At 68.2% G+C, this 23,936-nt stretch carries 34 protein-coding genes; 1 reads left to right on the forward strand and 33 read right to left on the reverse strand.

All coding sequences use genetic code 11. The features are described 5' to 3' along the window. Window positions 1–75 precede the first annotated feature (75 nt). From rplQ to infA, 6 genes are all read right to left on the reverse strand, one after another. Window positions 76–747 carry a 50S ribosomal protein L17 gene (rplQ, locus tag DEI81_RS07110; protein ID WP_111009824.1) on the reverse strand — a complete coding sequence of 224 codons (672 nt, stop codon included), beginning with the start codon at window positions 745–747 and terminating at the stop codon, window positions 76–78. Between the two features lie 62 nt (window positions 748–809). Beyond that, window positions 810–1,802 carry a DNA-directed RNA polymerase subunit alpha gene (locus tag DEI81_RS07115; protein ID WP_111009825.1) on the reverse strand — a complete coding sequence of 331 codons (993 nt, stop codon included), beginning with the start codon at window positions 1,800–1,802 and terminating at the stop codon, window positions 810–812. A gap of 187 nt (window positions 1,803–1,989) precedes the next feature. Beyond that, complete coding sequence (gene rpsK / locus DEI81_RS07120; RefSeq protein ID WP_055950867.1) at window positions 1,990–2,388, reverse strand: 30S ribosomal protein S11; 399 nt, start codon at window positions 2,386–2,388, stop codon at window positions 1,990–1,992. A gap of 9 nt (window positions 2,389–2,397) precedes the next feature. Next, a complete protein-coding gene (gene rpsM / locus DEI81_RS07125) occupies window positions 2,398–2,772 on the reverse strand; it encodes a 30S ribosomal protein S13 (protein ID WP_111009826.1) in 375 nt (124 codons plus the stop codon). Between the two features lie 203 nt (window positions 2,773–2,975). Continuing rightward, a complete protein-coding gene (rpmJ, locus tag DEI81_RS07130) occupies window positions 2,976–3,092 on the reverse strand; it encodes a 50S ribosomal protein L36 (protein WP_066517823.1) in 117 nt (38 codons plus the stop codon). Window positions 3,093–3,159: 67 nt separating this feature from the next. Next, window positions 3,160–3,381, reverse strand: a complete 222-nt coding sequence (gene infA / locus DEI81_RS07135; protein WP_017885509.1) for a translation initiation factor IF-1 — start codon at window positions 3,379–3,381, stop codon at window positions 3,160–3,162. Window positions 3,382–3,779: 398 nt separating this feature from the next. On the opposite strand from infA, the gene DEI81_RS07140 reads away from it, so the two are divergent. Then, the gene (locus DEI81_RS07140) at window positions 3,780–5,087 is read left to right on the forward strand and encodes an LCP family protein (RefSeq protein ID WP_258368546.1); all 1,308 of its coding nucleotides are present in this window, start codon (window positions 3,780–3,782) and stop codon (window positions 5,085–5,087) included. Window positions 5,088–5,373: 286 nt separating this feature from the next. On the opposite strand, the gene map is transcribed toward DEI81_RS07140, so the two are convergent. From map to fusA, 27 genes are all read right to left on the reverse strand, one after another. Beyond that, a complete protein-coding gene (map, locus tag DEI81_RS07145; protein ID WP_111009828.1) occupies window positions 5,374–6,207 on the reverse strand; it encodes a type I methionyl aminopeptidase in 834 nt (277 codons plus the stop codon). Between the two features lie 2 nt (window positions 6,208–6,209). After that, entirely contained in the window at window positions 6,210–6,803 is a 594-nt protein-coding gene (locus tag DEI81_RS07150) for an adenylate kinase (protein WP_181435195.1), read from the reverse strand. Further along, window positions 6,800–8,122 (reverse strand): preprotein translocase subunit SecY, encoded by a 1,323-nt coding sequence (gene secY, locus DEI81_RS07155; protein WP_111009829.1) that lies wholly within the window; start codon window positions 8,120–8,122, stop codon window positions 6,800–6,802. Before secY ends, DEI81_RS07150 begins: the two co-directional genes overlap by 4 nt. A 100-nt stretch (window positions 8,123–8,222) precedes the next feature. Next, window positions 8,223–8,714 carry a 50S ribosomal protein L15 gene (gene rplO / locus DEI81_RS07160; protein ID WP_111009830.1) on the reverse strand — a complete coding sequence of 164 codons (492 nt, stop codon included), beginning with the start codon at window positions 8,712–8,714 and terminating at the stop codon, window positions 8,223–8,225. Continuing rightward, window positions 8,711–8,899: a 50S ribosomal protein L30 gene (gene rpmD / locus DEI81_RS07165; protein WP_111009831.1), complete on the reverse strand. Its 189-nt coding sequence runs from the start codon at window positions 8,897–8,899 to the stop codon at window positions 8,711–8,713. Before rpmD ends, rplO begins: the two co-directional genes overlap by 4 nt. After that, on the reverse strand, window positions 8,899–9,612 hold the full coding sequence (rpsE, locus tag DEI81_RS07170) for a 30S ribosomal protein S5 (protein WP_111009832.1): 714 nt from the start codon (window positions 9,610–9,612) through the stop codon (window positions 8,899–8,901). Before rpsE ends, rpmD begins: the two co-directional genes overlap by 1 nt. Next, window positions 9,609–9,980 (reverse strand): 50S ribosomal protein L18, encoded by a 372-nt coding sequence (gene rplR, locus DEI81_RS07175; protein ID WP_111009833.1) that lies wholly within the window; start codon window positions 9,978–9,980, stop codon window positions 9,609–9,611. Before rplR ends, rpsE begins: the two co-directional genes overlap by 4 nt. A gap of 2 nt (window positions 9,981–9,982) precedes the next feature. Beyond that, a complete protein-coding gene (gene rplF, locus DEI81_RS07180; protein WP_111009834.1) occupies window positions 9,983–10,519 on the reverse strand; it encodes a 50S ribosomal protein L6 in 537 nt (178 codons plus the stop codon). Window positions 10,520–10,525: 6 nt separating this feature from the next. Continuing rightward, window positions 10,526–10,924 (reverse strand): 30S ribosomal protein S8, encoded by a 399-nt coding sequence (gene rpsH, locus DEI81_RS07185; protein ID WP_111009835.1) that lies wholly within the window; start codon window positions 10,922–10,924, stop codon window positions 10,526–10,528. Between the two features lie 152 nt (window positions 10,925–11,076). Continuing rightward, on the reverse strand, window positions 11,077–11,682 hold the full coding sequence (rplE, locus tag DEI81_RS07190) for a 50S ribosomal protein L5 (protein WP_111009836.1): 606 nt from the start codon (window positions 11,680–11,682) through the stop codon (window positions 11,077–11,079). After that, window positions 11,682–12,041, reverse strand: a complete 360-nt coding sequence (gene rplX / locus DEI81_RS07195) for a 50S ribosomal protein L24 (protein WP_111009837.1) — start codon at window positions 12,039–12,041, stop codon at window positions 11,682–11,684. The genes rplE and rplX overlap by 1 nt, the downstream gene beginning before the upstream one ends. Window positions 12,042–12,043: 2 nt before the next feature. Next, a complete protein-coding gene (gene rplN / locus DEI81_RS07200) occupies window positions 12,044–12,412 on the reverse strand; it encodes a 50S ribosomal protein L14 (RefSeq protein WP_066517778.1) in 369 nt (122 codons plus the stop codon). 34 nt (window positions 12,413–12,446) lie between these two features. Beyond that, a complete protein-coding gene (gene rpsQ / locus DEI81_RS07205) occupies window positions 12,447–12,743 on the reverse strand; it encodes a 30S ribosomal protein S17 (RefSeq protein WP_111009838.1) in 297 nt (98 codons plus the stop codon). After that, entirely contained in the window at window positions 12,743–13,081 is a 339-nt protein-coding gene (rpmC, locus tag DEI81_RS16660; RefSeq protein WP_111009839.1) for a 50S ribosomal protein L29, read from the reverse strand. The genes rpsQ and rpmC overlap by 1 nt, the downstream gene beginning before the upstream one ends. Continuing rightward, window positions 13,081–13,500: a 50S ribosomal protein L16 gene (gene rplP, locus DEI81_RS07215; protein WP_111009840.1), complete on the reverse strand. Its 420-nt coding sequence runs from the start codon at window positions 13,498–13,500 to the stop codon at window positions 13,081–13,083. Before rplP ends, rpmC begins: the two co-directional genes overlap by 1 nt. Window positions 13,501–13,502: 2 nt before the next feature. Further along, window positions 13,503–14,303 carry a 30S ribosomal protein S3 gene (gene rpsC / locus DEI81_RS07220; RefSeq protein WP_111009841.1) on the reverse strand — a complete coding sequence of 267 codons (801 nt, stop codon included), beginning with the start codon at window positions 14,301–14,303 and terminating at the stop codon, window positions 13,503–13,505. After that, window positions 14,303–14,695, reverse strand: coding sequence for a 50S ribosomal protein L22 (gene rplV, locus DEI81_RS07225; protein WP_111009843.1), 393 nt, complete (start codon window positions 14,693–14,695; stop codon window positions 14,303–14,305). The genes rpsC and rplV overlap by 1 nt, the downstream gene beginning before the upstream one ends. A gap of 26 nt (window positions 14,696–14,721) precedes the next feature. Further along, window positions 14,722–15,003: a 30S ribosomal protein S19 gene (rpsS, locus tag DEI81_RS07230; protein WP_111009845.1), complete on the reverse strand. Its 282-nt coding sequence runs from the start codon at window positions 15,001–15,003 to the stop codon at window positions 14,722–14,724. A gap of 12 nt (window positions 15,004–15,015) precedes the next feature. After that, window positions 15,016–15,855 carry a 50S ribosomal protein L2 gene (rplB, locus tag DEI81_RS07235; RefSeq protein WP_111009847.1) on the reverse strand — a complete coding sequence of 280 codons (840 nt, stop codon included), beginning with the start codon at window positions 15,853–15,855 and terminating at the stop codon, window positions 15,016–15,018. Between the two features lie 19 nt (window positions 15,856–15,874). After that, window positions 15,875–16,174 carry a 50S ribosomal protein L23 gene (gene rplW, locus DEI81_RS07240; RefSeq protein WP_111009849.1) on the reverse strand — a complete coding sequence of 100 codons (300 nt, stop codon included), beginning with the start codon at window positions 16,172–16,174 and terminating at the stop codon, window positions 15,875–15,877. Continuing rightward, the gene (gene rplD / locus DEI81_RS07245; RefSeq protein ID WP_111009851.1) at window positions 16,171–16,830 is read right to left on the reverse strand and encodes a 50S ribosomal protein L4; all 660 of its coding nucleotides are present in this window, start codon (window positions 16,828–16,830) and stop codon (window positions 16,171–16,173) included. Before rplD ends, rplW begins: the two co-directional genes overlap by 4 nt. 2 nt (window positions 16,831–16,832) lie before the next feature. Next, window positions 16,833–17,486 carry a 50S ribosomal protein L3 gene (rplC, locus tag DEI81_RS07250; protein WP_111009852.1) on the reverse strand — a complete coding sequence of 218 codons (654 nt, stop codon included), beginning with the start codon at window positions 17,484–17,486 and terminating at the stop codon, window positions 16,833–16,835. A 13-nt stretch (window positions 17,487–17,499) separates the two neighbouring features. After that, entirely contained in the window at window positions 17,500–17,808 is a 309-nt protein-coding gene (gene rpsJ / locus DEI81_RS07255) for a 30S ribosomal protein S10 (RefSeq protein ID WP_111009854.1), read from the reverse strand. Window positions 17,809–18,332: 524 nt separating this feature from the next. Then, the gene (locus DEI81_RS07260) at window positions 18,333–19,145 is read right to left on the reverse strand and encodes a DarT ssDNA thymidine ADP-ribosyltransferase family protein (protein ID WP_111009856.1); all 813 of its coding nucleotides are present in this window, start codon (window positions 19,143–19,145) and stop codon (window positions 18,333–18,335) included. A 57-nt stretch (window positions 19,146–19,202) separates the two neighbouring features. Next, entirely contained in the window at window positions 19,203–20,180 is a 978-nt protein-coding gene (locus DEI81_RS07265) for a DNA topoisomerase IB (RefSeq protein ID WP_111009909.1), read from the reverse strand. Between the two features lie 275 nt (window positions 20,181–20,455). Continuing rightward, on the reverse strand, window positions 20,456–21,646 hold the full coding sequence (gene tuf / locus DEI81_RS07270; RefSeq protein ID WP_111009858.1) for an elongation factor Tu: 1,191 nt from the start codon (window positions 21,644–21,646) through the stop codon (window positions 20,456–20,458). 137 nt (window positions 21,647–21,783) lie between these two features. Further along, the gene (gene fusA / locus DEI81_RS07275; RefSeq protein ID WP_111009860.1) at window positions 21,784–23,898 is read right to left on the reverse strand and encodes an elongation factor G; all 2,115 of its coding nucleotides are present in this window, start codon (window positions 23,896–23,898) and stop codon (window positions 21,784–21,786) included. Between the last annotated feature and the right edge of the window lie 38 nt (window positions 23,899–23,936).

Below are 23,936 nucleotides of genomic sequence, written 5' to 3' on the forward strand. Positions count from 1 at the left end.
GGGGGCCCCACCGACGACGGAGGGCCTCCGCAGCGATCGCTGCGGAGGCCCTCCGTGTGGTGTGCTGGCGAGGACCTACTCGGTCTCGTCGGCCTTGCTGGCGGCGTCCGCCTCGACCTCGGCGGCCGCGTCGGTCGTCTCCTCGGCGGCGACGGGCTCGGACTCCGCGACGGCGTCCGTGCTCTCGGCCTCAGCGGCGTCGGTCGCGGTCACGTCGGTCGCGGTCGCCTCGGTCGCGGTCGCCTCGGTCGTCTCCGCGGCGACGGCGGCGTCGTCGGTGGTCTCCTCGGTGGCGGCCTCCTCGGCGGCGGTCGTCGACACGGCCCCAGCTGCGGCCGAACCGGACGCACGGTTCGAGCGACGGTTCACCGGAGCGGGCGTGCCCGAGACGGGCTCGAGCACGAGCTCGATCGACGCGAGGGGCGCGTTGTCGCCCTTGCGGAAGCCGAGCTTGGTGATCCGGGTGTAACCGCCCTGGCGGTCGGCCATCTGCGGCGCGATCTCCGTGAAGAGCGTGTGCACGACGGACTTGTCCCGGATGATGCTGATCACCTTGCGGCGGGCGTGCAGGTCGCCACGCTTCGCGAACGTCACGAGACGCTCCGCGACGGGACGGAGGCGCTTGGCCTTCGTCTCGGTCGTGGTGATGCGGCCGTGCGTGAACAGCGCGTTCGCGAGGTTGCTCAGGAGCAGGCGCTCGTGCGCGGGACCGCCTCCGAGGCGGGGGCCCTTGGTGGGCTTGGGCATGTCAGTTCTCCAGTGGTGGGAAGGGGGTGGGTGTGCTGCGCTCCGTCAGGAGCGGCACGGGATCAGTTGGACTCGTCCTCGTCGTACCCGCTGTAGAAGTGGGCGCCGTCGAATCCGGGAACGGTGTCCTTGAGGGACAGGCCGAGCTCGGTGAGCTTGTCCTTGACCTCGTCCACCGACTTCTGACCGAAGTTGCGGATGTTCATGAGCTGCGTCTCCGAGAGGGCGACGAGCTCGCTCACCGTGTTGATGCCCTCGCGCTTGAGGCAGTTGTAGCTGCGGACCGACAGGTCGAGGTCCTCGATCGGGGTCTGCAGCTCGTTCGAGAGCACCGCGTCGACCGGCGCGGGGCCGATCTCGATGCCCTCGGCCGCCGTGTTGAGCTCGCGGGCGAGCCCGAACAGCTCGACCAGCGTGCGGCCGGCGGAGGCGATGGCGTCGCGAGGCGTGATCGCCGGCTTCGACTCGACGTCGACGACCAGACGGTCGAAGTCCGTGCGCTCACCGGCACGGGTCGCCTCGACCCGGTAGGTGACCTTGAGGACCGGCGAGTAGATCGAGTCGATCGGGATCTGACCGGCCTCGCTGAACTCGGAGCGGTTCTGGGTCGCCGAGACGTACCCACGACCGCGCTCGATCGTGAGCTCCAGCTCGAACCGGGCGGTGTCGTTCAGCGTGGCGATGACGAGGTCCGAGTTGTGGATCTCGACACCGGCCGGAGCCGAGATGTCCGCCGCCGTGACCTGGCCCGCGCCCTGCTTGCGGAGGTACGCCGTGATGGGCTCGTCGTGCTCGCTCGAGACGACCAGGTTCTTGATGTTGAGGATGATCTCGGTGACGTCCTCCTTGACACCCGGCACGGTGCTGAACTCGTGCAGCACACCGTCGATGCGGATGCTGGTGACGGCGGCACCGGGGATCGAGGACAGGAGCGTGCGGCGCAGCGAGTTGCCGAGGGTGTAGCCGAAGCCCGGCTCGAGCGGCTCGATGATGAACCGCGAGCGGAACTCGGAGATCGGCTCCTCGGTCAGGGTGGGGCGCTGTGCAATGAGCACTGTGGATTCCTTTCGGCGAAGTGTCCGCTATATGACACTTGGCGGTACGACGGGGCCCGAGGCCTCGCCGGGTCTGTTGAGTTGTGATCACGCGCACCGACGTGCGCGATCGAACGACCAGGAATGGCCGCGACCGGTCGACCCCGCTCGATGAGCGGGCGTCCGGTCGCGGCCGAGAGCTCCTAGCTCAGACGCGACGACGCTTCGGCGGGCGGCACCCGTTGTGCGCCTGCGGGGTGACGTCGTTGATCGAGCCCACCTCGAGGCCAGCGGCCTGGAGCGAGCGGATCGCGGTCTCGCGGCCCGAGCCCGGACCCTTGACGAAGACGTCGACCTTCTTGACGCCGTGCTCCTGCGCCTGGCGGGCGGCCGACTCGGCGGCGAGCTGCGCCGCGAACGGCGTGGACTTGCGCGAGCCCTTGAAGCCGACAGCACCGGACGAGGCCCAGCTCAGGACGGCGCCCGACGGGTCGGTGATGCTGACGATCGTGTTGTTGAACGTCGACTTGATGTGGGCCTGGCCCACGGCGATGTTCTTCTTCTCCTTGCGCCGCGGCTTGCGGGCAGCAGTCTTTGGGGTAGCCATGGTGATCTCCTATCGGGCCTTCTTCTTGCCTGCCACGGTGCGCTTCGGGCCCTTGCGGGTCCGCGCGTTGGTCTTGGTGCGCTGTCCACGCACCGGGAGACCACGACGGTGGCGGAGGCCCTCGTAGCTGCCGATCTCGACCTTGCGGCGGATGTCGGCGGCCACCTCACGGCGGAGGTCACCCTCGACCTTGAAGTTGCCCTCGATGAAGTCGCGGAGGGCGACGAGCTGGTCGTCGGTGAGGTCCTTGACGCGGATGTCGCCCGAGATACCGGTCTCGGCGAGCGCCTGGAGGGAACGGGTACGGCCGACGCCGTAGATGTACGTGAGTGCGATCTCCACGCGCTTCTCGCGCGGGATGTCGACGCCTGCTAGACGTGCCATGTCTGGCTGCTCCTGTTTTCGGTGGAGGTGTGGCGCAGTACCGGTGCTCGGGCCTCCGCCCCGAGGTGTCCCCGGTCGGTTCGTCGCCGATCGGTTCTGGCACTGCGTTGTCGATGTTCAGTTGTGCGTGCTGCTCAGCTGTTCGCTGTCGAGCCGGTGCGGGGCCTGGCGACCCCGCACGGCACCCGGCCGCTGCGGAGGGACTAGCCCTGGCGCTGCTTGTGGCGCGGGTTGCTCTTGCAGATCACCATGACGCGGCCCTTCCGGCGGATCACCTTGCAGTGCTCACAGATGGGCTTGACGCTGGGGTTGACCTTCATGTCGATTCCTCGATCTCGCTGGCTTCGTACCCGACGGGGCCGTCGGGCCGTTCCTTTCCGGCGAGGATCACTTGTAGCGGTAGACGATCCGGCCGCGAGTGAGGTCGTACGGGCTGAGCTCCACGATCACGCGGTCCTCCGGGAGGATGCGGATGTAGTGCTGACGCATCTTCCCCGAGATGTGCGCGAGGACCTTGTGTCCGTTGGTCAGCTCAACGCGGAACATCGCGTTGGGCAGAGCCTCGAGCACCGAGCCCTCGATCTCGATGACGCCGTCTTTCTTGGCCATAGCCTCACTGTCGCTTGGGTTGCTGTCGCTGGGAGTGATCCGAACCGGTCTGCGGGTTCGGCGTCCGGTCTGGCAGGATGTGCGGACCGGACCGGTGACCGCCGGAGCAGTCACCTGCGCCACGCCGAACGGCATGACACACCAAAGATCGATCTTATGTGGTAGCGGGACGATTGCCAAGTCCGGTCCGGTCTCGGCGCGTCCTGTTCGCGACCCGCGATCGCGCCGTCAGCGACCCCTCTTCAGGGGTTCTCCGGCGATTTCCAGGAGTGCGACAGGAGCACCATCGTACGGTTCTCCACGGGAGTGCCGCCGCGCACCTCCGCCCGGCGATGCTCCGCCACCCGCGATGCCGCCCATGCCCCGCGCTGATGCGCCCACCGAACGGAGTCCACCTCGTGTCCGACGCCCCGCTGCGCCGCCGTCGCGGTCGCCCCGGCATCGCCCGGCACGGACGGCTCCGTCGTCCGAACTCCTGGCGGACGCTGCTCACCGTCATCGCGTCCGTGCTCAGCGTCGCCCTCGTCAGCAGCGTCGCCGTCACGGCCTTCGCCGCGGTGACGCTCACGGGATCCGTCTCGACGGTCAAGCTCAGCGACGACGACCAGGCGAGTGCCAACAAGACCTCCATCACGGCGATGAAGGGCGGGGCGAACATCCTGCTCATCGGCAGCGACACCCGCGTGGGTCAGAAGGCGGAGTCGCTCGACACCGAGGGTGCGCGGAACGACGTCACGATCCTCATCCACATCTCCGCCGACCACACGCAGCTCACCGCCGTGAGCTTCCCCCGCGATCTCGTCGTGCCCCTCCCCGCCTGCACGAACCCGGACACGGGGACGTCCTACCCCGCGTCCTCCGCCGCGCAGATCAACACGGCGCTCGGCAACGGCGGTGTCTCGTGCGTCGTGGACACCGTCGAGAACCTGACCGGCGTCTCCATCCCGTACGCCGGTCTCATCACCTTCGACGGCGTCATCGAGATGTCGAACGCGGTCGGCGGTGTCTCGGTCTGCGTCGCGAACTCGATCAACGACGGCTACACGGGCCTCCATCTGTCGGCCGGGACGCACACGCTCCAGGGCACGCAGGCCCTCCAGTTCCTCCGGACCCGCCACGGCGTCGGCGACGGCAGCGACCTCGCGCGCATCAGCTCCCAGCAGGTGTTCCTGTCCGCCCTGCTCCGCAAGGTGACCTCGAACGGCACGCTGTCGAACCCCCTGACCCTGTACAAGCTCGCGCGCGCCGCGATCTCGAACATGACCTTGTCCGATGGTCTCGCCTCGGCCCAGACGCTCGTGTCACTCGCCACGACCCTCAAGAGCATGAGCACGGCGGACATGCTGTTCGTCCAGTACCCGGTGACCGACGATCCCTACGACGCGAACCGCGTGATCGTCTCCCAGAGCGACGCACACACGCTCAACGTCGCGCTGCAGAACGACACGAAGACGAGCCTCACCGACTCGAGCACCGGCCGTGCCTCCGAGGCCGAGAGCGGGACCGGCAGCGCGTCTTCCTCCGGCACCGGCAGCTCCGGGTCGTCGAGCAGCGGGACGTCGAGCAGCGGGACGTCGAGTGCACCCTCCTCCGGGTCCTCGGCGGGCAGTTCGGCATCGAGCACGCCGAGCGCGACTGCGACGCCGCTGCCCTCGACGATCACCGGACAGTCGGCCGCCGAGCAGACCTGCTCGGTCGGCAACTGACAGCGGTCGCAGGCCGGGCGGCCCGCTGGTCCGCCGCTGACTTGCGAACGATCGGGAGGCGCGGCGCAGCCCGCCCGCCCGGCTCGGGAGGCGTGACGTGCTCCCGCCTCGGATGAGACGAACCGGGGCGTCGAGTGGCCTGTGACGTCGCGTCGCCCACTGGTTCCCGCACTGCGGCTGGTTCACCCGCGCCGCTGGTTCCCGCACTGCGGCTGGTTCACCCGCGCCGCTGGTTCCCGCACTGCGGCTGGTTCACCCGCGCCGCTGGTTCCCGCACTGCGCTGGATCACGCGATGGGCTGCGGCTGCACCCCGAGCGGTGCCAGGGCGGCGGCGCCGCCGTCCGCTGCGGTGAGCACCCAGATGCCGTTTTCGTGCACCGCCACGCTGTGCTCCCAGTGCGCGGCGTCCGAGCCGTCGAGCGTGCGGACGGTCCAACCGTCCGCATCGGTGCTGCTGTCGATCGTGCCGGCGGTCACCATCGGCTCGATGGCCACCGCGAGCCCCGGACGGACCGCGGGACCCCCGCCCCGCACCCGGTAGTTGAACACCGGCGGATCTTCGTGCATCGAACGACCGATGCCGTGACCCGTGAAGTCCTCGACGATGCCCCAGGCGCCGGTCTCGTCGATCGCGTCCTCGATGCTCGCGCCGATCTCGTTGAGGTTCCGTGCCGTCGCGAGAGCCGCGATCCCCCGCCACATCGACCGCTCGGTGACGTCCGCGAGCATCGTCCGTGCCGCGGCCCGCTCCGGGTCTCCCCCGGGCACGACGACCGTCACGGCGCTGTCGCCGTTCCAGCCGTCAACCTCGGCGCCCGCGTCGATGGACACGATGTCGCCGGCTTCGATCACCCGTTCGCCGGGGATGCCGTGCACGATCTCGTCGTTGACGGAGACGCACAGGGTGTGCTGGTAACCGGGGACCAGCTGGAAGTTCGGGACGCCACCGCCCTCGAGGATGACACGCTCCGCGATCGCGTCGAGCTCACCGGTGGTGATGCCGACGCGCAGCGCCGACCGGACGGCGTCCAGTGCCTGGGCGGTCAGGAGCCCCGGCCGGACCATCGCCCGGAGTTCCTCCGACGACTTGTAGAGCGACGGGCGGCGGAACCGCGCCACGGTCAGGCGACGGCGCGGCCGAGGCCGCGGGTCGCGAGCGCGTCGGCGATGCGGTCACCGACCTCGTCGACACCGCCGAGACCGTCGACGTCGATGACGAGCCCCCGCTGTGCGTACACCGCCACGATGGGCTCCGTCTGCTCGAGGTAGACGTCCTGCCGGTGCCGGATGGCGTCCTCGGTGTCGTCGCTGCGACCCTGCTCGAGCGCACGCCTGCGGAGCCGGTCGACCAAGGCGTCCCGGTCGGCGACGAGCTGCACCACCGCGTCCAGGGCCTGCCCCTGCTCGGCGAGGAACCCGTCGAGGAACTCCACCTGCGCCGTCGTCCGGGGATAGCCATCGAGCAGGAACCCCGGCTCGGCGTCCGGCTGACGGAGCCGATCGGCGATGAGCTCGTTCGTGAGGCTGTCGGGCACGTAGTCGCCGGCGTCCAGGATCGCCTTGACCCTGATGCCCAGCGGCGTCTCGTCACGGACGTTCTGCCGGAAGATGTCGCCCGTCGAGATCGCCGGGATCCCGAAGGCCTCGGCGATCCGCCCTGCCTGGGTGCCCTTGCCCGCACCAGGCGGGCCCACGATGATCAGCCGCGCGCTCATCGGAGGAGTCCCTCGTAGTGGCGCTGCTGCAGCTGCGAGTCGATCTGCTTCACGGTCTCGAGGCCCACACCGACGATGATCAGCAGGCTGGCACCACCGAACGGGAAGTTCTGGTTGGCACCGAACCAGGCGAGTGCGGCGAGCGGGATGAGCGCGATGATGCCGAGGTAGAGAGCGCCGGGGAGCGTGACCCGTGTGAGCACGTAGTCCAGGTACTCCGCCGTCGGACGCCCGGCACGGATCCCCGGGATGAACCCGCCGTACTTCTTCATGTTGTCGGCGACCTCTTCCGGGTTGAACGTGATCGCGACGTAGAAGTACGTGAACCCGACGATGAGGAGGAAGTAGAGGACCATGTAGAAGGCGTTGTCGCCCGAGGTCAGGTTGTTCTGGATCCAGGTGACCCATGCCGCGGGCTCGGTCCCGTCGGACTTCTGGTTGAACTGTGCGACGAGCGCCGGCAGGTAGAGCAGCGACGACGCGAAGATGACGGGCACGACACCGGCCATGTTCACCTTGATCGGGATGTACGTGTTGTTGCCGCCGTAGGTGCGACGCCCGACCATGCGCTTGGCGTACTGCACCGGGATCCGGCGCTGCGACTGCTCCACGAACACGACCGCCATCATGATCACGAGTCCGACGAGGATCACGAAGAGGAAGAGCTCGAAGGACTGCGACTGCTCGATGGCCCAGAGCGCGGTCGGGAACTGGGCCGCGATGGACGTGAAGATGAGGAGCGACATACCGTTGCCGACGCCGCGCTCGGTGACGAGCTCGCCCATCCACATGATGAGTCCGGTGCCAGCCGTCAGCGTGACCACCATGAGGAGGATCGCGTACCAGCTGTCGTTCGAGATGATCGACGTGCAGGAGGTCGACGCCGAGCTGCCGAAGAGGGCACCCGAACGCGCGACCGTGATGAGCGTCGTCGACTGCAAGACGCCGAGCGCGATCGTGAGGTACCGCGTGTACTGCGTCAGCTTGGCCTGACCCGCCTGGCCCTCCTTGTAGAGGGCGTCGAAGTGCGGGATCACGACGCGCAGCAGCTGCACGATGATCGACGACGTGATGTACGGCATGATGCCGAGCGCGAAGACCGAGAGCTTCAGCAGCGCGCCGCCGGAGAACAGGTTCACGAGCCCGTACAGGCTCCCCTGGGATGAAGCGCTCGCGAGGCACGACTGCACGCTGGCGTAGTCGACGAACGGCGCGGGGATGTAGGACCCCAGGCGGAACAGCGCGATGATCGCGAGGGTGAAGCCGATCTTCTTGCGAAGGTCGGGGGTGCGCAAGATCCGCGCGACCGCTCTGAACACGAGTTCTCCGTACTTCGTTCAGTGCGACCCGAGCATCTCGGATCGCGTCAAGCGATGCCGAACCGGCGGCCCGAGCTGTGCTCGGACCGCCGGTCAGGTACTACTTGGAGACGGTGCCGCCCGCCGCCACGATCTTCTCCTCGGCGGAGCCGGAGACCTTGTCGACCGTGATGTTGAGCGCCACGCTGATGTCGCCCTGGCCGAGGACCTTGACCTTCTCGTTCTTGCGGACCGCACCCTTGGCGACGAGGTCACTCACGGTGACGTCACCGCCCTGCGGGTAGAGCTCGCCGAGCTTGTCGAGGTTCACGACCTGGTACTCCACGCGGAACGGGTTCTTGAACCCGCGGAGCTTCGGGGTGCGCATGTGCAGCGGCATCTGCCCACCCTCGAACCCGGCCTTGACCGAGTAGCGGGCCTTCGTGCCCTTGGTGCCACGTCCGGCCGTCTTGCCCTTCGAGCCCTCACCGCGTCCGACGCGGGTCCGGTCCTTCTTCGAGCCAGCAGCGGGACGGAGGTGGTGGACCTTGAGGACCTGCACGCGGCCCTCGGTGTTGCCGGCCTGTCCGGCCTTGGGCGTTTCGTCGCTCATGCGTTGATCTCCTCGACCTTCACGAGGTGCGCGACCGTCGCGACGTACCCGCGGTTCTGGGCGTTGTCCTCACGCTCGACCGACTGGCCGATGCGCTTGAGGCCCAGGCTGCGCAGGGTCTCGCGCTGGTACTGCTTCTCGCTGATAACGGACTTGATCTGGGTGACCTTGATCTTGCCGGCCATCAGGCACCTGCCTTCTCGGTCGCAGCCGTGCGGGCGGCGGCCTCGGCACGCAGCAGACGACCCGGGACGACCCGGTCGACGTCGAGGCCACGGCGGCTTGCGACCGCACGGGGCTCCTCGAGCTGCTGCAGCGCCGTGACGGTCGCGTGCACGATGTTGATGGTGTTGGACGACCCGAGCGACTTGCTCAGGACGTCGTGGATGCCGGCGCACTCCAGGACGGCGCGCACCGGACCACCGGCGATGACGCCGGTACCGGCAGCGGCCGGGCGGAGGAGCACGACGCCAGCGGCGGCCTCACCCTGCACGGGGTGCGGGATCGTGTTGCCGACGCGCGGGACGCGGAAGAAGTTCTTCTTCGCCTCCTCGACGCCCTTGGAGATCGCGGTCGGGACCTCGCGGGCCTTGCCGTAGCCGACGCCGACGAGTCCGTTGCCGTCACCCACCACGACGAGCGCGGTGAAGCTGAAGCGACGACCACCCTTGACGACCTTCGACACACGGTTGATCGTCACGACGCGCTCGAGGAACTGGCTCTCGGCGGCGCGGTTGTTGCGGTCGCCGCGACCACCCTGCTGGCGGTCACGACCCCCACCACGGCGTCCGCGCTCGGGGCCCGTGTTCTCGCGGTTCGCCGACGCGGAGCCGGCTGCGGTCTCGACCGGCTTCTCGACCGGTGCTTCCTGATTGGTGCTGCTCGCGGTGTCGCTCACAGGTTCAGCCCTCCTTCACGGGCGCCTTCGGCGATCGCGGCGACGCGACCGGCGTACTTGCTGCCACCGCGGTCGAACACGACCGCCTCGACACCCGCGGCCTTCGCGCGCTCGGCGACGAGCTCGCCGACGCGACGCGACTTCGCGGTCTTGTCGCCATCCAGGCTGCGGAGGTCCGCCTCCATGGTCGACGCGCTGGCGACGGTGTGGCCCTTGGTGTCGTCGATGACCTGCACGAACACGTGACGCGACGAGCGGGTGACGACCAGACGCGGACGCGTCTCGGTGCCGGTGATCTTCTTGCGGAGGCGGCTGTGACGGCGCGCCTTGGCGGCCGACTTGCTCGCTCCTCGAGTTCCGAGAGCCATGATCACTTACCTGACTTTCCGGCCTTGCGGCGGACGACCTCGCCGGCGTAGCGAACGCCCTTGCCCTTGTACGGCTCGGGCTTGCGAAGCTTGCGGATGTTTGCGGCGACCTCACCGACGGCCTGCTTGTCGATGCCGTTCACGGTGAGTCGGTTGTTGCCCTCGACGGTGAAGCTGATGCCCGCGGGCGGCTCGACCGTGATGGGGTGCGAGTAGCCGAGTGCGAACTCGACGCTCGTGCCGCGTGCCTGGACGCGGTAGCCGGTCCCGACGACCTCGAGGCCCTTGGAGTAGCCCTGGGTCACGCCGGTGATCTGGTTGGCGATCAGCGTCCGGGTCAGGCCGTGCAGCGAACGCGAGGTGCGCTCGTCGTCCGGGCGGGTGACGAGGATCTGGTTGTCCTCGATCGCGACCGCGATGGGGCTGGCGACGGTGAGCGCGAGCTCACCCTTCGGCCCCTTGACGGCGACGTTCGCGCCGTCGACCGTCACGGTGACGCCGGCGGGGATGTCGATGGGAAGACGTCCGATACGAGACATGGTCGATCACCACACGTAGGCGAGGACTTCCCCACCCACGCCCTTCTGCTCGGCCTCGCGGTCCGTGAGGAGACCGGAGGAGGTCGACAGGATCGCCACGCCGAGGCCACCGAGGACCTGGGGGATCTCCGTCGACTTGGCGTAGACCCGGAGACCGGGCTTGGAGACGCGCTTGATGCCGGCGATGGAGCGCTCGCGCTCGGGGCCGTACTTGAGGTCGATGGTGAGGGTCTGCCCCACGCGGGCATCCTCCACACGCCACTCGCTGATGTAACCCTCGCGCTTGAGGATCTCGGCGATGTGGGTCTTCAGCTTCGAGCTGGGCAGCGAGACGGCGTCGTGGTGCGCCGAGTTCGCGTTGCGCAATCTCGTCAGCATGTCTGCGACCGGATCGGTCATCGTCATGGTTGGTTCATCCTGTTCTCACCCGGTTTCGACACCCGTTCCACGGATGCCGACCTGTGTGATCGGGCGACGTCAGGGCGATTCCCCGACGTCTCGGTGCTCGTGCGGCGGGCCGGAGGGGGCGCCCCTCCGGCCCGGCCGTCCGAACGATCTTAGACCGTCTGCTCGGTGGAACGGAACGGGAAGCCGAGCTGGCGGAGCAGCGCGCGGCCCTCGTCGTCCGTCTTGGCCGTGGTGACGACGGTGATGTCGAAGCCACGGACGCGGTCGATGCGGTCCTGGTCGATCTCGTGGAACACGCTCTGCTCCGTGAGACCGAAGGTGTAGTTGCCGTTGCCGTCGAACTGGCGGTCGCTCAGACCGCGGAAGTCGCGGATGCGAGGCAGTGCCAGCGACAGCAGGCGGTCGAGGAACTCCCACGCGCGGTCACCGCGGAGGGTGACGTGCGCGCCGATGGGCTGGCCCTCGCGCAGCTTGAACTGCGCGATGGACTTGCGGGCCTTCGTGACCTGCGGCTTCTGGCCGGTGATGGCCGTGAGGTCGCGCACCGCACCGTCGATGACCTTCGAGTCACGAGCGGCCTCGCCGACACCGGTGTTCACGACGACCTTGACCAGGCCGGGGACCTGGTGGACGTTCGTGTAGCCGAACTGCTCGGTGAGCGCCGCGGCGATCTCGTTCTTGTACTTCTGCTTCAGCCGCGGCTGGACCTTCTCGCTGGACGCGGCCTCGGCCGGCGCCGTAGTGGTGTCGCTCATCAGAGGTCCTCCCCCGACTTCTTGGCGTAACGGACGCGGACGGTCTTGGTGACGCCGTCCTTCTCGACCGTCTCGGTGCGGTGACCGACACGGGTCGGCTTCTTGGTCTTCGGGTCGACCACGGCCACGTTGGACACGTGGATCGGGGCCTCGTGGGTCTCGATGCCACCGGTCTTCGAGCCGCGCTGGGTCTGACCGACGCGGACGTGCTTCTTGACGAAGTTCACGCCCTCGACGACGACACGCTGCTCGTCGGGGAGCACCTCGATGACCTTGCCCTGCTTGCCGCGGTCGCCGCCGCGCGCCTGCGACGGGCCCGAGATCACCTGGACCAGGTCGCCCTTCTTGATGTTCGCCATGACTAGATGACCTCCGGTGCCAGCGAGATGATCTTCATGAACTTCTTGTCGCGGAGCTCGCGACCGACCGGCCCGAAGATGCGGGTGCCCCGGGGGTCGCCGTCCGCCTTGAGGATCACCGCGGCGTTCTCGTCGAACTTGATGTAGGAGCCGTCCTGACGACGGGTCTCCTTCTTGGTGCGAACGATGACGGCCTTGACGACGTCACCCTTCTTGACGTTGCCGCCCGGGATCGCGTCCTTCACGGTCGCGACGATCACGTCACCGAGGCCGGCATAGCGACGACCCGAGCCACCGAGCACGCGGATGGCCAGGATCTCCTTGGCTCCGGTGTTGTCGGCGACCTTCAGGCGGGATTCCTGCTGAATCACTGCTGTCTCCTATTCCGCAAGTAGGCCCGGGGGCTTACTTGGCCTTCTCGAGGATCTCGACCAGGCGCCAGCGCTTGGTGGCGCTGAGGGGACGGGTCTCGCTGATGAGGACCAGGTCGCCGATGCCGGCGGCGCCCTGCTCGTCGTGGGCCTTCACCTTGGAGGTGCGACGGATGACCTTGCCGTAGAGGGGGTGCTTCACGCGGTCCTCGACCTCGACGACGATCGTCTTGTCCATCTTGTCGCTCGTGACGTAGCCACGACGCGTCTTGCGGTAGCCGCGCGCGGTGGTCGCGGCGTCGACCTCGGTGGCCTGCTTCTCGGTGGCCATCACTTCTCCTCGGTGCTGGTCGATGCAGCGGTGTCGGTCGTCGTGGCCTCGGCCGCGTCGGCCTTCTTGCGGGACGACTTCTTGGTCGTGGTGGTGCTCGCCTCGACCGGGGTCGGGGTGGCACGGATGCCGAGCTCGCGCTCGCGCAGCACCGTGTAGATGCGGGCGATGTCGCGCTTGACGGCACGGAGGCGGCCGTGGCTCTCGAGCTGGCCGGTGGCCGACTGGAAGCGCAGGTTGAACAGCTCTTCCTTGGCCTTCTTCAGCTCGTCAGCGAGACGCTCGTCCTCGAAGGTGTCGAGCTCCGACGGACGGAGCTCCTTGGAACCGATCGCCATTATGCGTCGCCCTCCTCGCGCTTGATGATGCGTGCCTTGAGGGGCAGCTTGTGGATTGCACGGGTCATCGCCTCGCGGGCGATGTCCTCGCTCACGCCGGAGAGCTCGAAGAGCACGCGTCCCGGCTTGACGTTCGCGACCCACCACTCGGGCGAACCCTTACCGGAACCCATGCGGGTCTCGGCGGGCTTCTTCGTGAGCGGACGGTCCGGGTAGATGTTGATCCACACCTTGCCGCCACGCTTGATGTGACGCGTCATGGCGATACGAGCGGACTCGATCTGGCGGTTCGTCACGTAGGCGGGGGTCAGGGCCTGGATACCGAAGTCACCGAACGACACCTTGGTGCCGCCGGTCGCCTGGCCGCGACGCGTGGGGTGGTGCTGCTTGCGGTGCTTGACTCGACGGGGGATAAGCATGGTTACGCCTCAACTCCTGCGCCGGCCGGCGCCTCCTGCGGAGCCTGCTGCTCGCGACGGTCGCCGCGGGGGGCGCCGTCACGGCCGCCACGACCGCCACGGCCGCCGTCACGACGCTCCGGGCGCGACGAACGCTGGTTCGCCTGCTCGCGAGCGAGCTCCTTGTTGGTGATGTCGCCCTTGTAGATCCAGACCTTCACACCGATCCGACCGAAGGTCGTGCGGGCCTCGTAGAAGCCGTAGTCGATGTTGGCGCGGAGCGTGTGCAGGGGCACGCGGCCCTCGCGGTAGAACTCCGAACGGCTCATCTCGGCGCCGCCGAGACGACCCGACACCTGGATCCGGACGCCCTTGGCGCCAGCGCGCTGGGCGCCCTGGAGGCCCTTGCGCATGGCGCGACGGAACGCGACACGAGCGCTGAGCTGCTCCGCGATGCCCTGGGCGACGAGCTGCGCCTCGGTCTCGGGGTTCTTGACCTCGAGGATGTTCAGCTGGATCTGCTTGCCCGTGAGCTTCTCGAGGTCGCCGCGGATGCGCTCGGCCTCGGCGCCACGGCGGCCGATGACGATGCCAGGACGGGCCGTGTGGATGTCCACGCGGACGCGGTCACGGGTGCGCTCGAGCTCGATGCGGGCGACGCCGGCGCGGTCGAGGGACTTGGTCAGCATCTGACGGATGCGGACGTCCTCGGCGACGTAGTCGCTGTACCGCTGGCCCTTCTTGGTGCTGTCCGAGAACCAGTGCGACACGTGATCCGTCGTGATCCCGAGACGGAAGCCGTACGGGTTGACCTTCTGGCCCATTACTTGCTCGCCTTCTTGCTGGTAGCGGCCGCCTCGACCTCGTCCGGCGTCGCGAGGACGACCGTGATGTGGCTGGTGCGCTTGTTGATGCGGAAGGCTCGCCCCTGGGCACGCGGCTGGAACCGCTTCAGGGTCGTGCCCTCGTCGACGAAGACGCGGCTCACGTAGAGGTCGCGCTCGTCGAGGAAGCTGTTCGTCTGGTCCGCCTTGACCCGGGCGTTCGCGATCGCCGAGGCGACCAGCTTGTAGACCGGCTCGGAAGCGCCCTGCGGGGCGAACTTCAGGATGGCGAGGGCCTCGTGGGCCTGCTTGCCGCGGATCAGCTCGATGACGCGACGGGCCTTCTGAGGCGTGACGCGGATGTGTCGCACGCGTGCGATCGACTCCACCATTTCGTTCCTCCTTCAGCGTCCCCGCGTTAGCGGCGACGGCCCTTCTTGTCGTCCTTCACGTGACCACGGAAGGTGCGGGTCGGCGCGAACTCGCCGAGCTTGTGACCGACCATCGACTCGGTGACGAACACCGGGATGTGCTTGCGGCCGTCGTGCACGGCGATCGTGTGCCCGAGCATGTTCGGAACGATCATCGAGCGACGCGACCACGTGCGGATCACGTTCTTCGTGTTGGCCTCGTTCTGGACGACCACCTTGCGAAGCAGGTGCTCGTCGACGAAGGGGCCCTTCTTCAGACTGCGTGGCATCTTCTACAACTCCTACTTGCGCTTCTTACCGGCGGTGCGGCGACGGACGATGAGCTGGTCGCTCGGCTTGTTCGGCTTGCGCGTCCGGCCCTCCGGCTGGCCCCACGGGCTGACCGGGTGGCGACCACCGGAGGTCTTGCCCTCACCACCACCGTGCGGGTGGTCGATCGGGTTCATCGCGACACCACGCACGGTCGGGCGGACGCCCTTCCAGCGCATGCGGCCGGCCTTGCCCCAGTTGATGTTCGACTGCTCGGCGTTGCCGACCTCGCCGATCGTCGCGCGGCAGCGCGCGTCGACGTTGCGGACCTCGCCCGACGGCAGGCGGAGCTGCGCGTAGGGGCCGTCCTTCGCCACGAGGCGCACCGAGGCACCCGCGGAACGGGCGAGCTTGGCGCCACCACCCGGACGGAGCTCGATCGCGTGCACGACCGTACCGACGGGGATGTTGCGGAGCGGCAGGTTGTTGCCCGGCTTGATGTCGGCGCCGGCACCCGACTCGACGACGTCGCCCTGCTTCAGGCGGTTCGGCGCGAGGATGTAGCGCTTGGTGCCGTCCACGAAGTGCAGCAGCGCGATGCGCGCGGTGCGGTTCGGGTCGTACTCGATGTGCGCGACCTTGGCGTCGACGCCGTCCTTGTCGTTCCGACGGAAGTCGATGACCCGGTACTGGCGCTTGTGGCCACCACCGATGTGACGCGTCGTGATCCGGCCGGAGCTGTTGCGGCCACCGGTCTTCGGGAGCGGACGCAGGAGCGACTTCTCCGGGGTCGAACGCGTGATCTCGGCGAAGTCGGCGACGGAGGAGCCGCGACGACCCGGGGTCGTGGGCTTGTAGTTACGAATAGCCATGATGTATCCCTTCCGGTCCTCAGCCGACAGCCGTGAAGATGTCGATCGAACCGGACTTGAGCGTGACGATGGCGCGCTTGGTGTCCTTGCGCTTGCCGATGCCGAACCGCGTACGACGAGTCTTGCCCGGACGGTTCAGGGTGTTGATGCCCGCGACCTTGACGTCGAAGATCTTCTCGATGGCGAGCTTGATCTCGGTCTTGTTCGCGCGCGGGTCCACGAGGAACGTGTACTTGCCCTGGTCGATGAGGCCGTAGCTCTTCTCCGACACGACCGGCGCGATGATGATGTCGCGCGGGTCCTTGTTGAAGCCGCTCATGCGTTGTTCTCCTTCGCGGTCTTCGACGCGACGAAGGCGTCGAGGGCGCTCTTGCTGAAGACCACGTCGTCGCTCACGAGGACGTCGTAGGCGTTCAGCTGGCCGTACGTGAGCGCGTGGACGTTGGGCAGGTTCCGGACGCTCTTGAGCGCGACCTCGTCCGTCGACTCGAGCACGACGAGGACGTGCTTCGACGGGGCGATCTTCGCGAGGAGCGTGCGGACGCTCTTGGTCGAGGGGACCTCGGCGTCGAGGAAGGCCTCGACCGCGTGGATCCGCCCACCGCGAGCGCGGTCCGAGAGCGAACCGAGCAGCGCCTTGGCGATCATCTTCTTGGGGGTGCGCTGCGCGTAGTCGCGCGGCACGGGTCCGTGGACGATCCCACCGCCGGTCATCTGCGGGGCGCGGATCGAGCCCTGACGCGCGCGGCCGGTGCCCTTCTGCTTGAAGGGCTTGCGGCCGGCACCGGAGACCTCGCCGCGGCGCTTGGTCTTGTGGGTGCCCTGACGCGCGGCGGCGAGCTGCGCGACGACGACCTGGTGGATCAGCGGGACGTTGGTCTCGACGTCGAAGATCTCGGCGGGGAGCTCGACCGTGCCGGCCTGGGCGCCCGACGCGTCGAGCACGTCGATCGTGGTTGCAGTCGTGGTGGCCATGCTCACTTACCCTTCACGGCGGTGCGGACGAAGACGATGCGACCGCGAGCACCGGGGACCGCGCCCTTGACGAGCAGCAGGTTCTTCTCGGCGTCCACGGCGTGCACCGTGAGGTTGAGGACGGTGACGCGCTCCCCACCCATGCGACCGGCCATGCGCATGCCCTTGAAGACGCGCGACGGGGTCGACGAAGCACCGATCGAACCGGGCTTGCGGTGGTTGCGGTGCGCACCGTGCGAGGCGGAGACACCCTTGAAGTTGTGGCGCTTCATGACACCGGCGAAGCCCTTGCCCTTGCTGGTGCCGACGACGTCGACCTTCTGGCCGGCCTCGAACATGTCGACGGCGAGCTCCTGGCCGAGCGCGTACTCGCCGGCGTCAGCGGTGCGGATCTCGGTGAGGTGGCGGCGCGGCGTGACACCGGCGGCCTCGAAGTGCCCGGCGGAGGGCTTGTTGACCTTGCGGGGGTCGATCGCGCCAGCGGCGATCTGGACGGCCTGGTAGCCGTCCTTCTCGGCGGTGCGGATCTGGGTCACGACGTTCGGGGTGATCTCGACGACGGTGACGGGGATGAGCTTGTTGTTCTCGTCCCACACCTGGGTCATGCCGAGCTTCTTGCCGAGCAGGCCCTTGACGGTCTTGGTTGCGATGGCCATCGTTGTCGCCCCCTTACAGCTTGATCTCGATGTTGACGTCTGCGGGCAGGTCGAGACGCATGAGCGAGTCGACGGCCTTCGGCGTCGGGTCGATGATGTCGATGACCCGCTTGTGCGTGCGCTTCTCGAAGTGCTCGCGCGAGTCCTTGTACTTGTGGGGAGAACGGATCACGACGACCACGTTCTTCTCGGTGGGGAGCGGCACCGGGCCGACCACGGTCGCACCGGCACGGGTCACCGTGTCGACGATCTTCCGGGCCGACGTGTCGATGACCTCGTGGTCGTACGACTTGAGCCGGATGCGGATCTTCTGTCCCGCCATGTCTCTCTCGTTCCTCTCTGCGCCGCGCACCGCGTGGGCCGCCTGACGCCGCCTGCCTCGTCGGGCAGGCTGTTTGCCTAGATCACCGGCACGTCACCGTCGGGATCACTCCCGCCGGCCATGACCGCTGTTCTCCTGTCAACTGCCCTCCCGGGCCGGTCGAGAACCCACTCCGCAGGAGGGGGATTTCGACCGTTCCGGTCGGACCCGTATCGCCTCCGCGGAGCACACGGGTGTCCCGTGCGTTCCAGGTGTGGAGTCGATGTGGTGTTCTTGCTGCCTGCGGCCCAGGCGCAGCCACCCGGAGGGCGGGGCCTGTGCACTGCCTGGGCAGTGACCCGGCGGACACGTGTGTCCGCGGAATTTGGAACCGGACAAGTCTCGCATGTCCTCCGCACTCGTGCAACCCGGGCGTGTCGCGTGCGATCCACGCCGTCGGGGGGCTCGAGGAGCGGCGGACGGGCGGTCCGGGGCGACCTGGTGACGGGCCTCCCGTCGGGAGTCCGGCGACCGCCCGCCGGACGTCAGACGGTCGGACGGAACCAGGGCGGGAACACCGCGACGCGCGGGGCGTGGCCGCCGGCCTCCGCCAGGACCGAGCGGACGTCGTCGCGGACGCGGTCGTTCGGCACGCCGACGACCGCGACGGCCGAGAACGGCACACGCGGACCCGCCAGCAGCTCGACGCGCTGCAACTCGGGGTCCTGGAGCGAAGCGCGTCGGAGCAGGGTGCCCGCGGCCTCCGGGCCGACGGCCGAGCGCGCCGCGGGGTCCTCCGCGTCGAGATCCGTCACGATGACCGACGCCCCGAACGCGACGGTCGGCACGACCAGCATGACGTAGTCGACCGGACGACTGCGACGTGCCGCGTCGGACCACCGGTCGTCCTCGGCGCCGGTGCGCAGCGACTGCCAGGTCAGGGCCTCCGGGGTGAGCACGAAGGGGACGTGGTCCGCGACGGACCCGCCGTCCGGGGTGGCCGCGGCCGCTCGGGCCGCGCGGACCTCCGCCGCGCTGACGTCGAACTCGGGGACCACCGACGACGCGGCCAGCAGCGCACCCTCGGCGACGATGGCCGCGAGGTTGTCGCGATGGGTCCAGTGGTGCGCGCGCATCGACGCGAACGGGCGGACCTGGGGCTCCGCCGCCACCGGGGCCGCGGTCCGGGTCGCACTCCGGGAGGCCCGGGGCGCGTCCGACGGACCGTCCGACCGGAGCGAGACCGGACGGGCACGCCGCGGGGCGCGGGTCGGTGCGACGACCGGTTCCGCCCGCTGCCGTGGGGTGCAGATGTCACAGAGCTCGACGGGGAAACCGTGGATGCACTCGTCGGTCACGCTGGCCTCTCCGTGCCGACGCCCGAACGGTCGGCACGTGCATCAACGGTACGTCATTCAGTCGCGGTAGAGCAGCGCGCGGACCTCGGACTCCGCAGAGGCCAACCGGGCGGGATCGATCGTCTCGCCGTGGTTGTACGCGTCGATCACGCGCGGGTCGATGTAGCTTTGCCGCGCCACGGTCGGGGTGTTGCCGAGCACGTCGGACGCGGCCTTCACCGCATGCGATATCGCCTTCTTGCGCTTGGCGTCGGACGACTGGGGCCCCGTCTTCGCCAGGTCCACGGCCGCGGCGACCGTACCGTGCAGCGTCCGGAAGTCCTTCGCCGTGAAGTCGTCGCCGGCGCGCTCCTTGACGTACTCGTTGATGAGCTCGGCCGACAGCGGACGCCACTCGGCACCGGGCTCGTCGCGGAACGAGAGCAGTCGCGCGTTCCCGCCCCGACGCTTCATGCCGACGAGCACCCGCGCGAGGTCGTGGTCGTGGATGGTGGAAGACCACTCCTGCCCGCTCTTGCCCGGGAACCCGAGCTCGATGTCGTCGCCCGAGATGTGCGCGTGGGAACACAGCAGCGTCGACAGGCCGTGGCTCCCGTGCTCGAGCGCGTACCGCTCCGAGCCGACCCGGAGCGACCCCTGGTCGAGCATCCGGAAGGCCGCGGCCTGCGCACGTCGGAGGTCCGGGTCCGGTCGGCGGAGGTCCATGGTCACCATCCGTCGAGCGGACGGGAGCGACTCGGCGAGGGCGAGCGCCCGGTCGTACTTGATCTTGTCCATCCGCTCGCGCCAACCCGGGTGGTACATGTACTGGCGCCGACCGGCGCCGTCGATGCCCGTCGCGAGGATGTGTCCGTTCTCGTACGGCGAGATCCACACGTCGTTCCACGCGGGCGGGATCACCAGCTCGTCGAACCGGTGGCGGAGGTCGGCGTCGTGGACGGTACCACCGTCGGGATCGCGGTAGGAGAACCCCTTGCCGGATCGGACCCGGTGGAATCCGCGTCCCGTCGTCCTCGAACGGCGCAGACGTGTCATGCGACCAGTCAACACCGGCATCCCCGCCGATGACCCACCGAGGTGCCCACGGTCCTCCCGGCTCGCGGTGGGCTCGCGCACGTCGCGCCCTGCCTCGTCCCGCCCCGTCATGCCCAGGGACGCCACGTCCCGCCCAGGGACCGCCACGTCACGCCCCCGGGGACGCCACGTCCCGCCCGGGGACACCACGTCCCGCCCGGGGACACCACGTCCCGTCCGGGAACGACGAAAGGGGCCGGACCCGAAGGTCCGACCCCTTGTCGCAGCAACCGGAGTTACTTGATGATCTTCTCGACCGTACCGGCGCCGACCGTACGACCACCCTCACGGATGGCGAAGCGGAGGCCCTCCTCCATGGCGATCGGCTGGATCAGCTCGACCGTGATGGAGGTGGTGTCGCCGGGCATGACCATCTCGGTGCCCTCGGGCAGCGTGATGACGCCGGTGACGTCCGTGGTGCGGAAGTAGAACTGCGGGCGGTAGTTCCCGTAGAACGGGTTGTGACGACCACCCTCGTCCTTCGACAGGATGTAGACGTTCGCGGAGAACTCGGTGTGCGGCGTGACCGAACCCGGCTTCACGACGACCTGGCCGCGCTCGACGTCCTCGCGCTTGGTGCCGCGGAGGAGCAGACCCGTGTTGTCACCGGCCTCGGCGGAGTCGAGCAGCTTGCGGAACATCTCGATGCCCGTGACGGTGGTCTTCTGCGTCGCGCGGATGCCGACGATCTCGACCTCCTCGTTCACCTTGAGCGTGCCACGCTCGACACGACCGGTGACGACGGTGCCACGACCGGTGATCGTGAAGACGTCCTCGATCGGCATCAGGAACGGCTGGTCGGTGGCGCGCACCGGGTCCGGCACGTTCTCGTCGACGGCGTCCATGAGGTCGGCGACCGTCGCGGCCCACTTCTCGTCACCCTCGAGCGCCTGGAGCGCCGAGACGCGGACGATCGGGGCGTTGTCGCCGTCGAACTCCTGGCTCGAGAGGAGCTCGCGGACCTCGAGCTCGACGAGCTCCAGGATCTCCTCGTCGTCCACCATGTCGGCCTTGTTGAGGGCCACGACGATGTAGGGGACACCGACCTGACGGGCGAGCAGCACGTGCTCACGCGTCTGCGGCATCGGGCCGTCGGTGGCGGCGACCACGAGGATCGCGCCGTCCATCTGCGCCGCACCCGTGATCATGTTCTTCACGTAGTCCGCGTGGCCCGGGGCGTCGACGTGCGCGTAGTGGCGCTTCTCGGTCTGGTACTCGACGTGCGAGATGTTGATCGTGATACCGCGCTGCTTCTCCTCAGGCGCGTTGTCGATCTGGTCGAACGCCGAGGCCGTGTTCAGCTCCGGGTACTTGTCGTGCAGGACCTTGGTGATCGCCGCGGTGAGCGTCGTCTTGCCGTGGTCGACGTGCCCGATGGTTCCGATGTTGACGTGCGGCTTGGTCCGCTCGAACTTGGCCTTAGCCACTGTGGGTCCTCCTCAGGACTCGGATGCAGGACCCCCGGTTCACGTCCGGCGGCGCTGCGTGTTGGTGTGGAACTACTGTACTTGGTGGCGAGGGGGCCGCTGCCGACCCCCTCGCCTGGGGAGTCACGCCGAGGGCGTCACTCCCCCTTGCTCTTCTGCACGATCTCGTCCGCCACGGCCCGGGGGACCTCGGCGTAGGAGTCGAACACCATCGAGTAGACGGCGCGGCCCGACGTCTTCGACCGGAGGTCGCCGACGTAGCCGAACATCTCGGACAGCGGCACGCTCGCGCGGACCACCTTGACGCCCGAGGCGTCCTCCATCGACGAGATCTGCCCACGACGGGAGTTCAGGTCGCCGATGACGTCGCCCATGTACTCCTCGGGGGTGCGGACCTCGACGGCCATGAGCGGCTCGAGCAGGACGGGGTTCGCCTTGCGCGCAGCCTCCTTGTAGGCCATCGAACCGGCGATCTTGAACGCCATCTCGGACGAGTCGACGTCGTGCGCGGCACCGTCGAGGAGCGTCGCCTTGACGCCGACCGTCGGGAAGCCCGCGAGGATGCCGACCTGCATGGCGTCCTGGATGCCGGCGTCGACCGAGGGGATGTACTCGCGGGGAACGCGGCCACCCGTGACCTTGTTCTCGAACTCGTAGACCTTCTCGGCCGTGACCTCCATCGGCTCGAGCGCGATCTGCACCTTCGCGAACTGGCCGGAACCACCGGTCTGCTTCTTGTGGGTGTAGTCGTACCGCTCGACCGGCTTGCGCAGGGTCTCGCGGTACGCGACCTGCGGCTTGCCGACGTTCGCCTCGACCTTGAACTCGCGCTTCATGCGGTCGACGAGGATGTCGAGGTGGAGCTCGCCCATGCCCTTGATGACCGTCTGACCGGTCTCCGCGTTGAGCTCGACCCGGAACGTCGGGTCCTCCTCCGCCAGCTTCTGAATGGCGGTGGAGAGCTTCTCCTGGTCCTGCTTGGTCTTCGGCTCGATCGCGACCTCGATGACCGGCTCCGGGAACGTCATCGACTCGAGGACGATCTGGTTGTCCGGGTCGCACAGGGTGTCACCGGTCGTCGTGTCCTTGAGGCCGATCACCGCGTAGATGTGGCCCGCGGTCACGCTGTCGACCGGGTTCTCCTTGTTGGAGTGCATCTGGAAGATCTTGCCGATGCGCTCCTTCTTGCCCTTGGTCGAGTTGATGACCTGCGACCCGGACTCGATGGAGCCCGAGTACACGCGGACGTAGGTGAGGCGACCGAAGAACGGGTGCACCGCGACCTTGAACGCGAGGGCGGAGAAGGGCTCGGTCGAGTCGGCGTGACGGGTGAGGATGGTCTCCTCGTTCTTCACGTCGTGGCCCTCGACCGCCGGGACGTCGAGCGGGCTCGGCAGGTAGTCGATGACCGCGTCGAGCATCGGCTGCACACCGCGGTTCTTGAACGCCGAACCACAGAGGACCGGGTAGACCTCGCTGTTGACCGTGAGCTTGCGGATGGCGCCCTTGATCTCGTCGACGGAGAGGTCCTCGCCACCGAAGTACTTCTCGAGCAGGGCGTCGTCGGTCTCGGCGACGCGCTCGATCAGCTTCGCGCGGTACTCGTCGGCCTTGTCCTTGAGGTCGGCCGGGATCTCCTCGATCTCGTAGTGCGCGCCCATCTGGACGTCACCCTTGGCGTCACCGCGCCAGGTGAGCGCCCGCATCTCGACGAGGTCCACGACACCCTCGAACGTGCTCTCGGCACCGATCGGGAGCTGGATCACGAGCGGCTCCGCGCCGAGGCGGTTGATGATCGTGTCCACCGTGAAGTAGAAGTCCGCGCCGAGCTTGTCCATCTTGTTGACGAAGCAGATGCGGGGCACGTCGTACTTGTCGGCCTGACGCCAGACGGTCTCCGACTGGGGCTCGACGCCCTCCTTGCCGTCGAACACGGCGACGGCGCCGTCGAGGACGCGGAGCGAACGCTCCACCTCGACGGTGAAGTCGACGTGACCAGGCGTGTCGATGATGTTGATCTGGTTCTTGTTCCAGAAGCACGTCGTCGCGGCCGACGTGATCGTGATGCCGCGCTCCTGCTCCTGCGCCATCCAGTCCATCGTGGCGGCCCCGTCGTGGACCTCCCCGATCTTGTGGGTGATGCCCGTGTAGAACAGGATGCGCTCGGTGGTGGTGGTCTTGCCGGCATCGATGTGCGCCATGATGCCGATGTTGCGGACCTTGTTCAGGTCGGTGAGCACGTCCTGTGCCACAGGGTTCCTCCGAGTAGTTGTGGGAGTCGACAGCGCCC

Origin of the sequence: Curtobacterium sp. MCBD17_013, assembly GCF_003234565.1 — a bacterium.
Classification (GTDB): Bacteria; Actinomycetota; Actinomycetes; order Actinomycetales; family Microbacteriaceae; genus Curtobacterium.

Excerpts from the sequence above, each read along its gene's own strand:
- rplQ (WP_111009824.1), bottom strand. The coding sequence starts at position 747 with ATGCCCAAGCCCACCAAGGGCCCCCGCCTCGGAGGCGGTCCCGCGCAC.
- rpsK (WP_055950867.1), bottom strand. The coding sequence starts at position 2,388 with ATGGCTACCCCAAAGACTGCTGCCCGCAAGCCGCGGCGCAAGGAGAAG.
- rpsM (WP_111009826.1), bottom strand. The coding sequence starts at position 2,772 with ATGGCACGTCTAGCAGGCGTCGACATCCCGCGCGAGAAGCGCGTGGAG.
- rpmJ (WP_066517823.1), bottom strand. The coding sequence starts at position 3,092 with ATGAAGGTCAACCCCAGCGTCAAGCCCATCTGTGAGCACTGCAAGGTG.
- infA (WP_017885509.1), bottom strand. The coding sequence starts at position 3,381 with ATGGCCAAGAAAGACGGCGTCATCGAGATCGAGGGCTCGGTGCTCGAG.
- DEI81_RS07150 (WP_181435195.1), bottom strand. The coding sequence starts at position 6,803 with ATGAGCGCGCGGCTGATCATCGTGGGCCCGCCTGGTGCGGGCAAGGGC.
- rplO (WP_111009830.1), bottom strand. The coding sequence starts at position 8,714 with ATGAGCGACGAAACGCCCAAGGCCGGACAGGCCGGCAACACCGAGGGC.
- rpmD (WP_111009831.1), bottom strand. The coding sequence starts at position 8,899 with ATGGCCGGCAAGATCAAGGTCACCCAGATCAAGTCCGTTATCAGCGAG.
- rplR (WP_111009833.1), bottom strand. The coding sequence starts at position 9,980 with ATGGCTCTCGGAACTCGAGGAGCGAGCAAGTCGGCCGCCAAGGCGCGC.
- rplF (WP_111009834.1), bottom strand. The coding sequence starts at position 10,519 with ATGTCTCGTATCGGACGTCTTCCCATCGACATCCCCGCCGGCGTCACC.
- rpsH (WP_111009835.1), bottom strand. The coding sequence starts at position 10,924 with ATGACGATGACCGATCCGGTCGCAGACATGCTGACGAGATTGCGCAAC.
- rplE (WP_111009836.1), bottom strand. The coding sequence starts at position 11,682 with ATGAGCGACACCACTACGGCGCCGGCCGAGGCCGCGTCCAGCGAGAAG.
- rplX (WP_111009837.1), bottom strand. The coding sequence starts at position 12,041 with ATGGCGAACATCAAGAAGGGCGACCTGGTCCAGGTGATCTCGGGCCCG.
- rpsQ (WP_111009838.1), bottom strand. The coding sequence starts at position 12,743 with ATGGCCACCGAGAAGCAGGCCACCGAGGTCGACGCCGCGACCACCGCG.
- rpmC (WP_111009839.1), bottom strand. The coding sequence starts at position 13,081 with ATGGCGATCGGTTCCAAGGAGCTCCGTCCGTCGGAGCTCGACACCTTC.
- rplP (WP_111009840.1), bottom strand. The coding sequence starts at position 13,500 with ATGCTTATCCCCCGTCGAGTCAAGCACCGCAAGCAGCACCACCCCACG.
- rpsC (WP_111009841.1), bottom strand. The coding sequence starts at position 14,303 with ATGGGCCAGAAGGTCAACCCGTACGGCTTCCGTCTCGGGATCACGACG.
- rplV (WP_111009843.1), bottom strand. The coding sequence starts at position 14,695 with ATGGTGGAGTCGATCGCACGCGTGCGACACATCCGCGTCACGCCTCAG.
- rpsS (WP_111009845.1), bottom strand. The coding sequence starts at position 15,003 with ATGCCACGCAGTCTGAAGAAGGGCCCCTTCGTCGACGAGCACCTGCTT.
- rplB (WP_111009847.1), bottom strand. The coding sequence starts at position 15,855 with ATGGCTATTCGTAACTACAAGCCCACGACCCCGGGTCGTCGCGGCTCC.
- rplW (WP_111009849.1), bottom strand. The coding sequence starts at position 16,174 with ATGAGCGGCTTCAACAAGGACCCGCGCGACATCATCATCGCGCCGGTC.
- rplD (WP_111009851.1), bottom strand. The coding sequence starts at position 16,830 with ATGGCCACCACGACTGCAACCACGATCGACGTGCTCGACGCGTCGGGC.
- rplC (WP_111009852.1), bottom strand. The coding sequence starts at position 17,486 with ATGGCCATCGCAACCAAGACCGTCAAGGGCCTGCTCGGCAAGAAGCTC.
- rpsJ (WP_111009854.1), bottom strand. The coding sequence starts at position 17,808 with ATGGCGGGACAGAAGATCCGCATCCGGCTCAAGTCGTACGACCACGAG.
- DEI81_RS07265 (WP_111009909.1), bottom strand. The coding sequence starts at position 20,180 with ATGACACGTCTGCGCCGTTCGAGGACGACGGGACGCGGATTCCACCGG.